A 4,898-nucleotide genomic window follows, 5' to 3' on the forward strand; every position below is an offset into this window, starting at 1 on the left:
GTGGCGGAAGCGGACTGAGCCCTCTTCCCGCTGCTGGTCAAGTCTGGAGAACGAAATCATCCTCGTCATCTCGGCGGCACCTTCACCGATGACCGCATGTGCCGAACTGGCGCCATCCTGAACGGGCTTTGACATCGTGCTTGGCTTTTACGCTCTGACGGGGCGAGAAGCCGCCACGGACCTGCGAGGAGGCGGGGCAGGGCAGGCGAGTGTCACAGCCCCGCTGAATGCCCAGGAGCACGGCGTCGCGCCCGCTGCCCTCGCTCGCGATGCAACACGCTCTGACGCGCGCCTCCGGGCCTGCTGCTGGCCTGGGATGCCGGTGAACGACGACCTGACCTGCCGCACGCTGTCGAGGCTCTGCGCGCCGCCCCGGGGTGTGCTGGGGCAACTCGTCCGCCTCGCGACCCCTCCACTTCGCGGCGCTGCGCGGAGGCACGAAGCAGCAGACCGTTCTCACCCTCCTGCATCGGCAAGAGGGTGCGACGGTGGCTCAGGCCACGGAAGTGACCAGCTGGGCTCAGCACGCGGTCCGCAACTTCCAGACTGGGCTGAAGGGGAGAACGCTGGCTTGAGGTGGTTGTCTATCGCATAGAGCCTGGGCGCGTGGCGGTCCTCCTGCGCAACGTGACCGAGCGCCACCGTGCTGAGGAGCGTCAGACACTTGCTGGCGCGGGAAGTGGATCACCGGGCCAAGACGCTCTCTCGGTCGTTCTCGCGGTCGTGCTGCTGACGCGGGCGCCGGATGTGAGGGGCTACGTGACAGCAGTCGAGGGCCGGGTTGCAGTGCTCGCACGCGCGCAGACGCTCCTTGCCCAGGATCGGTGGAGTGGCGCCAACCTCGGCGCCCTCATCGCGGGTGAACTTGCCTCTGTTCCTGGCGGGCGGCAGGCGGAGTTGGACGGGCCAGGATTGGCACTCCCGTCCGGCCTGGCGCAGTCGATAGCAGTGGCCCTCTACGAACTCGCGACGAACGCGGTGAAGCACGGGGCGCGGTCGGTCGCGACGGGTCACCTTTCCGTTTCCTGGCAGGTGAAAGGCCGTCGTGACGAGGTGCCGCTGCTGCTCCGCTGGGTCGAGACCGGGAGGCATCTGATCAATGGGGCTCCAGAGGGCTGGGGGTTTGGTTCGCGGCTACTGGACGCAACAATGCGTGACCAACTCGGTGGAAGCGCAACCCTCGCCTGGGAACGATCCGGGCTGGTTTGCGAGATATCAGTGCCGATCAGGTCAGCCGAGGGAGATACGGGCGCAACGGACGTTGTCGTGCCAGTATAAATCCGGCGGGCGAGGACTTCGTCACGCCGACTTCAGACCATGAGTACCTGGCTACTTGCACTCAACAAGATGACGGTAGTTTTTCTAACCTGGTTCACCCTCATGGCATTCCACAGGCCGGACGGCTAGGGCGAGGTCCGCGCCGTCGAAGCGCACCGGAATCTCCAACCCCGCTCCAGCCACTGCTTGCGCGGGAACTCGCTTCAGTTCCCGCCCCACCCGAGTATCCCAGAGCACAACCTCGTAAAAGCCAGGCGTGAGGCCTGGAACCGTCAGGGTGAGGGCGGCCTCGCCGCTCTGGTCGACTTGGCGCAAGGTTCGTCCTCTGTTGGTTACGGCTGCGCCTAAGGTCGGACGTAGTAGCCAGATGATGGCTTGGCGTAGATCAGCACATCCGAAGGCGTGGACGGGCGCACCACTGATTGAGATTTCTTCATTCAGGTTGCGGCGCTGGAATCTTGGCCAGTCCAGCAACGGCAGAAAGCGTGAGAGCGCCGCCTGCGCTGCCCGCATTCCGGGCGTGAGCACGTGCGGGCTGCGGTTGGGCCAGCGCATCCCGCCCCCCGCGCCGCCAGAGGCGAGGTGGGCCCACTGGATATGGCGGAAATACTCGTCGTCGAAAGCCTCTGGCAGGGTGCTGTGCCGGTCCTTGAAGCTGTGGATCGGACCGTGCTCGGAGTCGAGAAAAGGCCGCTGATCAATAATATGGCTCAAGGCGTCCCGCGTCAGCCGGCCAACGCTGACGGCGGGCGCCACGGTGTCGGCAGGGTGGTCGATCGTCCCGGTCTCGTAGAAGTGGCTGCTGGCGAAGTCGAGCCGCGGATGGCGGAAGATCGGGTCTGCAATGGCCGGGCTGGACAGCAGTTCCGGCCCGAAGACCGAAACGCATTGCAGGTGGGCCCGTCCGTAGAGCTCCGTCTCCAGGTCGCGCAGGAAGGGACCGACATCGTCAATGAACTCAGCGAAGGCATCCTGCTGGTTCTCGGCCTGGGCGGGGTGCATCTCGTTCCACAGGTCCCAGGCGAAGATCACGCCGCTGCTGCCCCAGCGGCGTGTGGCGAAGGCGAGCCGCGCTTTGATGAAGTTCCGCGTGGCCGGGCAGACGAGAAGGCGGGTGCGGGAAGAGCAGGGACCGCCATTGGAAATGTTGTAAGGGTGGTGCTGCCAGCGCACCCAGGTGAAGAAGGTGTCGAAGGGCGTGAGCAGAATGCGCATTCCGACACGCTCGCAGAGCCGGAACAGCTCGTCCCAGAGCTGGACCATCGCGGGCACGAAGCGGCCAGCCGGACGCTCCAGAAAGCGGTGGTTGCCCTGTACGTATTCCAGCATCAACCTGAGGCAGGTGACGCCTGTGTCTCGGAGGTGGAGCAGGTGCCTCTCCACGCCCGGTAAGTCGCGCTGTCGAAACAAGCCTTCCAACTCGGGCCAGGTGATCGCGTCGTTCTGTCCTATGGGTGTCCAAGGCTCGCCTTGAGACGTGACAAAATAGGGGACCCCCGCAGGGCGCTCTATCCAGGGCAGCTTGGTCAAATCTGGTGTTCCGGGTGCGGCCTCCAGAGATGCCGGAAGCGGAAGGGGTGAACGCAAACAGGCGGTCAGCGTTCCGCGCGACGTGCGCCTCGGTCGTCTATGAATACTATTCGGCCCGCTGTTCACTCGCCGGGAGCAGTTGCCGGTTGCGGCAACTCCAGGTTCGGCTGCGATCTGAATGCCTTCAGCGGCACGGTGCCGCACACCTTCCATCGAGGTGACCTGCCTCTCCGGGAGGAAGCCGGCAAGGCGTGATACCCGGGGATCCACCCAAGCTATCGAAGCGCGCGAGAATGTGGGCCCTATGCAGCGCTTTCCATGTCGTCCCGCGCAGGTTCCACCCTGCACGCGTGGCAGGACAGGCGGGGCTAGCGGCTCAGGCACAACACGGAACGCGTGCGGCGTCGAAGAGTTATCGCCGCGCGCATGCGGCGCGTGCCTCAGCCTTCTATGGGGGGCGGCACGGAGGCGTCCGGCCCCTCTCATGGAAGCAGGGCTCAGGGGTTCGGCGGTCCAGCGCCGGGCATGGCGGCGGCCGGACCTTCTGCCACGCGGGCGCTCAGATCCGTCTCGCGCAGCATCTTGTGCAGCATCTCGTCGCCGATGTGGTTGTCCTCGCGCAGTCGGAGCAAAGCACGGCGCACGGCGTCGTGGCCGCGTTGCACGTCCTCCTCCCCATCCGCCGCCCGGGACGCCACGCGTCCGGCAAGCTCCTCCTCGCGCTTCTCCTCCGCTTCGTCGCCCAGTGATGCGGCCTGGACTGCGGTCCGCAGCGTCAGCCCCTGCACGATCACCGAACCGAGGATGAGGAAGGCGGCCACGACAAGGGTCAGGCCGCGGTCCTCCATGACCGGCGGGGCGGAAAGGGCAACAATGACGCCGATGATGGAGGGGGTGCAGGCCCAGGCCATGACGCCGGCCGCTGCCAGCCGGGTAATCTCCCGGCCCGCCTCCCCCTCCCGCTCGCGCAGCGCTCGGGCCGGCGCGGGGAGGCAGGCCGCGAAGTAGGAGAAGGCGAATTGCAGCGCCAGGACCAGCAGCACGAGCACCAGGGCCGTCCCGGCTGTTTGCCAGATCGGCCATTCCTCCAGCGCCCCCAGGGCCTCGGGCAGCGCCCGCCCGGCCAGGAGAAAGAGTACGGCGGAGAGCAGGAGGCTCACCTCCTCCCAGAAGGTGACGGCGGAAAGGCGTGCTTCCGGGGATGTCTGCTCGCTATCGCTTTCGGCGTCCATCCCGCCGGAGGAGACGGCCAGCGCCGCCGCGATGATGGTCGCCGACAGGGAAAGTCCGAGCCCTTGCGCCACCAGGGCGCAGACGAAGGGCAGCGCGGCGGAAACGGCGATCTCCACCGGCGCGGGACTGGCATGCCCGCGCAGCCAGCGCGTGCCACGGCCCAGCGCCCATCCCACTCCGGCCCCCGCAACCAGCGCCCAGGCGAAGTGCCAGGTGGCGCCGAGCGGCGTCGGGGTCCCCGTCGCCACGGCCTGAACCAGCACCGCCAGGACACCGAGCGAGACGACCCGTGCCACGATCTCGCGGACCTTGAGCGCGTCGGCAATGGCGCGGGGTACGCTTGGCCGGCCCTCGGCCTCGTGGAAGAGGCGCGTATCGACCAGCGCGCCAACGACGCCCAGCAGCAGGGCCGGTGCCCAGTCCAGCCCTGGCAGAAGCCAGCGCGCCGCAACCGCGACAACGGGGATGGTGACGGCGGCCAGCGCGACGCCGATGCCGACCCCGGTGCCGAGCGTGAAGCGGAACAGGTGGATCGAAACTCGTATGGCCGCGGCATAGATGACCGGGGGCAGGAACAGGGCCATCAGGATCTGCGGATCCACCCGCGCGTCCGGTAGCCCGGGCAGGAAGGCCGTAGCGATGCCCGCCGCGACCAGGGCGAGCGGCGTCGGAACGTGCAGCAGTTTGGCCAGGACCAGCAACGGGCCGACCGCAGCGATGAGTAAGGCAGCGAACTGGAGCGCGTTCATGGCAGAGGCTTGCGCTTTGAGGCAGAACCTTCAGTGCATCTCATCAGCTGTGCTCCGGGCGTATCGCCATGCCGTTTGCCGGGGTGCCCATACAACGCGTAGCGGCAC

4 protein-coding genes are annotated in these 4,898 nt (G+C 67.1%); 2 read left to right on the top strand and 2 right to left on the bottom strand.

Annotated elements, in window-relative coordinates:
- Nucleotides 1-377: 377 nt before the first annotated feature.
- Entirely contained in the window at nucleotides 378-575 is a 198-nt protein-coding gene (locus tag D9599_RS32670) for a DUF3489 domain-containing protein (RefSeq protein ID WP_198385031.1), read from the top strand.
- Between the two features lie 31 nt (nucleotides 576-606).
- The gene (locus D9599_RS30140; protein ID WP_198385032.1) at nucleotides 607-1,278 is read left to right on the top strand and encodes an HWE histidine kinase domain-containing protein; all 672 of its coding nucleotides are present in this window, start codon (nucleotides 607-609) and stop codon (nucleotides 1,276-1,278) included.
- Nucleotides 1,279-1,362: 84 nt separating this feature from the next.
- On the opposite strand, the gene D9599_RS30145 is transcribed toward D9599_RS30140, so the two are convergent.
- Nucleotides 1,363-3,021: a hypothetical protein gene (locus tag D9599_RS30145; protein WP_198385033.1), complete on the bottom strand. Its 1,659-nt coding sequence runs from the start codon at nucleotides 3,019-3,021 to the stop codon at nucleotides 1,363-1,365.
- Between the two features lie 284 nt (nucleotides 3,022-3,305).
- The gene (locus D9599_RS30150; protein WP_198385034.1) at nucleotides 3,306-4,790 is read right to left on the bottom strand and encodes a cation:proton antiporter; all 1,485 of its coding nucleotides are present in this window, start codon (nucleotides 4,788-4,790) and stop codon (nucleotides 3,306-3,308) included.
- Nucleotides 4,791-4,898: the final 108 nt, after the last annotated feature.

The organism is Roseomonas sp. KE2513 (assembly GCF_016107305.1).
Classification (GTDB): domain Bacteria; phylum Pseudomonadota; class Alphaproteobacteria; order Acetobacterales; family Acetobacteraceae; genus Roseomonas.

Excerpts from the sequence above, each read along its gene's own strand:
- D9599_RS30145 (WP_198385033.1), bottom strand. The coding sequence starts at position 3,021 with ATGGAAGGTGTGCGGCACCGTGCCGCTGAAGGCATTCAGATCGCAGCC.
- D9599_RS30150 (WP_198385034.1), bottom strand. The coding sequence starts at position 4,790 with ATGAACGCGCTCCAGTTCGCTGCCTTACTCATCGCTGCGGTCGGCCCG.